This window comes from Micromonospora sp. DT44, assembly GCF_049841635.1.
GTDB lineage: Bacteria > Actinomycetota > Actinomycetes > Mycobacteriales > Micromonosporaceae > Micromonospora.
The window spans coordinates 1-3,901 of sequence record NZ_JBNCKS010000120.1; the positions used below are offsets into that span (position 1 = coordinate 1).

At 69.4% G+C, this 3,901-nt stretch carries 4 protein-coding genes; 2 read left to right on the forward strand and 2 right to left on the reverse strand.

The window, feature by feature from the left end:
* Nucleotides 1-295: 295 nt before the first annotated feature.
* The gene (locus ACLQ25_RS32430) at nt 296-1,123 is read right to left on the reverse strand and encodes an SAM-dependent methyltransferase (RefSeq protein ID WP_396802893.1); all 828 of its coding nucleotides are present in this window, start codon (nt 1,121-1,123) and stop codon (nt 296-298) included.
* Nucleotides 1,124-1,347: 224 nt separating this feature from the next.
* Here ACLQ25_RS32430 and ACLQ25_RS32435 point away from each other — a divergent pair, with 224 nt between their 5' ends.
* The gene (locus ACLQ25_RS32435; protein WP_425734541.1) at nt 1,348-2,538 is read left to right on the forward strand and encodes a cellulose binding domain-containing protein; all 1,191 of its coding nucleotides are present in this window, start codon (nt 1,348-1,350) and stop codon (nt 2,536-2,538) included.
* A 25-nt stretch (nt 2,539-2,563) separates the two neighbouring features.
* On the forward strand, nt 2,564-3,676 hold the full coding sequence (locus tag ACLQ25_RS32440) for a glycoside hydrolase family 53 protein (RefSeq protein ID WP_425734542.1): 1,113 nt from the start codon (nt 2,564-2,566) through the stop codon (nt 3,674-3,676).
* 72 nt (nt 3,677-3,748) lie between these two features.
* On the opposite strand, the gene ACLQ25_RS32445 is transcribed toward ACLQ25_RS32440, so the two are convergent.
* The coding region (locus tag ACLQ25_RS32445) for an RICIN domain-containing protein (protein ID WP_425734543.1) at nt 3,749-3,901 on the reverse strand (153 nt) is incomplete at its 5' end.

The window sequence follows — 3,901 nt, forward strand, 5'->3', positions numbered from 1 at the left end:
AACTGGCACACCGGCCAACCGGTCATGCGATCCCTGACCGCCTACGACCACTGACCCCTTGGAATCGATCATCTAGTAGTTGAAGACCGGGACGCTGCCCGACCACTCGGTGCTGGTCACCAGGGACGGAGGCGCGGTCGGGCCCTGGGCCGGGTGGTCCCAGTTGGGCCAGGCGCAGAACGTGCCCTGCGGGCAGTTCCCGGGACCCCAGACGCCGGAGGCCGCGGCGGGGGCGGCACGACACGGCAGATCCGTCGACGAGTGCTCTCGCCGACGGACCGCATCGGGGTGGAACCTACGGTTTGCGGGCGAGCAGTCCGACGAAGGTGTGATAGGTGTCGGTCTGCTGTGGCGCGGACGCGCCCGGCTCCGGCCGCCACTCGGCCAGCGGCACCAGCCCCGGCTCCAGCACCTCCAGCCCGTCGACGAACGAGAGGATCTCCTCGTCCGTACGCCAGCGGCCGGTGCCCAGCGACTCGTTGAAGACCCGCTCGACCTCGCGCGCCTTGCGGGAGCCCTCCGGGTCCCGCTCGCCGGGGTCGCGGAAGTGTGAGATCGCCACGTAGCTGCCCGAGGGCAGCGCGTCGATCAGCTCCGCCGCCACCGCGCGCGGATCCTCGTCGTCGCCCAGGTGGTGCAGGATCGCGAAGAGGAGCAGCCCGACCGGTCGATCGAAGTCGACGAACCGCCGCACGTCCGGGTGGTGCAGGATCTCCTGCGGCGTCCGGATGTCCGCCTGGATCACCGTCGCGGTGCCGTCCGCGGCGAGCAGTGCTCGGCCGTGCGTCAGGACGATCGGGTCGTTGTCGACGTAGACGACCTGGGCCTTCGGGTTCTGCTCGGTGGCGACCTCGTGCACGTTGCCCTGGGTGGGCAGCCCCGATCCGATGTCGAGGAACTGGTCGATGCCCGCCTCGGAGACCAGGAAGCGGATCACCCGACGCAGGAAGGCCCGGTTCGCCTGACCGGCTGCCGGCCCGTCCGGGGTGATCCGCAGGGCGTGCTCGGCGACCTGTCGGTCCGACTCGAAGTTGTCCTTGCCGCCCAGAAAGAAGTCGTAGACCCGCGCCACGCTGGGAATACGGGGGTCGATGCCCGGGGGTGCCGCCTTGTCGCGGGTCACAGGCGTCTCCATTCGATTCGAATCAGCGCAGGCCGAGGACTGTGGACGGTGCCGGCGTTGGGGCGAGTGTAGCGATCGGGCGGGCGGAATTCCGCCCCGCCTGGTATCGCTCCCAGCGAATCGTCTCCTCACCGGTGCGCTCATGGGGTGACACGCCGGAAGAGAGGCGACCGAGTAATGAGATACGTTGGCGATCATCGATATAATGGCTGCATCGTCGACGTATGACAGGCGTCCCTTCGTCCTCGCTGTTCCGCCGCCTCGGTCCGGGTCTGCTGGTCGCCGCCATGCTCTCGACGGCGGTGGTCGTGACCGTCGCGGGCATCGCGCCGGCGGCCGACGCCGGCACCGCCGCCCCCGCCGCGTACCCCGGGGTCGCCCCGGCGCCGCGCGGCGGGGCGATGCCCGCCGCCGAACCGACCGGGACCGCGCCACCGCCGCCCACCACGCCGCCCGGCACGCCGGGGACCTCACCCTTCCCGCCGAGCCCGCCCACCAACCTGACCGCCAGCGAGGTACGCGCCGGATCGGTCACCCTCACCTGGACGGCCGCCAAGCCGGGCTGTTGCGCCATCGTCGGGTACGACATCACGTACTACCAGGCGTTCGACGACGTCATCTACAGCGCCAGTGTCGGGGCCGTCACCAGCACCACGATCACCTCGTACATCGGGCCGGGCAAGCAGTACTCGTTCCGGGTGGCCGCCCGGGACACCCTCGGGCACCGGTCGACGTCCACGGACGCGCTGACCGTGGTCACGCCGGTGACGGAGACCGGCGGGGACACCACCCCGCCGAGCGCCCCACAGAACCTGACGGTCACCGAGGTGACCGCCTCGAACGGCACGCTGTCCTGGACGCCGTCGACCGACAACGTCGGCGTGCTCGGGTACAACGTCTACCGCTTCGACGGCTGGTTCAGCTCGACCCTGATCGCCACCGTGCCGGGAACGACGTACACGACGCCGCTGCCCGCCTCCACGCCGCTGCGGAACCTCTACTACGTACGGGCCCGGGACGCGGTGGGCAACGTGTCGATCGCGTCTAACACGGTCACCCTGCCCACGCCGTCCACGCCGTCGCCCCCGCCGCCCTCGACGTGCCGCGTGAGCTACTGGAACCAGTCGGAGTGGCAGACCGGCTTCGTGGCGACGGTGACGGTCCAGAATCTCGGTGCGGCACCGGTTGACGGCTGGATCGTCACCTTCAACTTCAACGGAGACCAGCAGGTGATCTCGGCGTGGAACGCCACGGTCAGCCAGAGCGGCTCCACCGTGACCGCCCGTAACGTCGACTGGAACCGCGTCCTGGCGCCGAACGGCTCGACGACCTTCGGTATCCAGGGGCGGTGGAGCGCCAGCGACGCGCCGCCGCTCGGCTTCACGCTGAATGGCGCCCAGTGCGCGGTGGGTTGAGCCCGCCCCCTTCTCGAGGAGTCCCGTGAGCACACCCCACCGTCGCCGTAGGATCCTGGCTGGCGTCCTCGTCGTCTGCACCACGCTCGGCGGCCTTACCGCGCCCGCCTCCGCCGCGAACACGCTCACCATGCGGGGCGCCGACGTCTCCTCGTTGCAGCGCAGCCTCGACCTGGGCGCGCGGTACTACGACGCCGGCGGTGTCGCCCGTGACCCACTGGACATCCTGAGGTCCGTCGGCGTGAACTACGTCCGACTGCGCGTGTGGAACAACCCGACCAGCGGCTACAACAACAAGAGCAGGGTGTTGGCCCAGGCCAGGGCGGCGAAGGCGAAGGGCCTCAAAGTGCTCATCGACTTCCACTACTCGGATACCTGGGCCGACCCCGGCAAGCAGTACAAGCCGGCCGCGTGGGCCGGCCACACCCTGAGCCAGCTGGGCGCCGACGTGTACAACTTCACCTACGACGTCTGCGCCGACCTGCGGGGGCAGGGCACCCTGCCGGACAGCGTGCAGATCGGCAACGAGATCAACGTCGGGATGCTGTGGAACGAGGGCAAGGTCGTCAACAACGACTTCCGCCCGCTGGCCGGTCTCCTGAAGCAGGGCTACAACGCGACCAAGGCGTGCGGCGGCGGCATCCCCGTGATGATCCACACCGCCAACGCCGACAGCAACGCCAACGCCCGCTGGTTCTACGACGGCATCCGCGCCCAGGGCGTGCAGTGGGACATCACCGCCCTGTCCTACTACTGCGTGTGGCACGGCAGCCTGGCGAACCTCTACAACAACATCGTCGACCTGCGCGGTCGCTACGGCAGACCGGTGGTGATCGCGGAGACCGCGTACCCCTTCACGCGGAACAACGCGGACAGCGAGCCGAACGCCATCGGCGACGCGACGTGCGACGGCATCAGCGCGAACTGGGCGGGTCAGGCTCAGGAGTTCGACTGGGTGCAGAACACCGCCCGCAACGCCGGGGCCATCGGTGTCTTCTACTGGGAGCCGACCTGGTACGCCGTCAACGGCAACGGCTGGGATCCGGCCAACATCAACGGCACTGGAAACCAGTGGGACAACATGGCCGTCTTCGACTGGTCCGGGCGGGTGAACCCGAACGTACGCTGGACGCCCTGATCCTTCGCGGGACGGACGACGCGCCCCCGCGCACCGTTACGACGATGAGCGGGGGCGCCGGCGTGCCGGTCGTCAGACGGCCGTCCGCGACCACTGTTGGTTGGTGCCGGTGTTGCAGGTGTACTGCTTGAGGACCACTCCGTCCGCGGTCGACGCGGCGGGTACGTCCACGCACTTGCCGCTGTGTCGGGCGCGGAGTTGGAAGTAGCTGCCGTTGGTGACCAT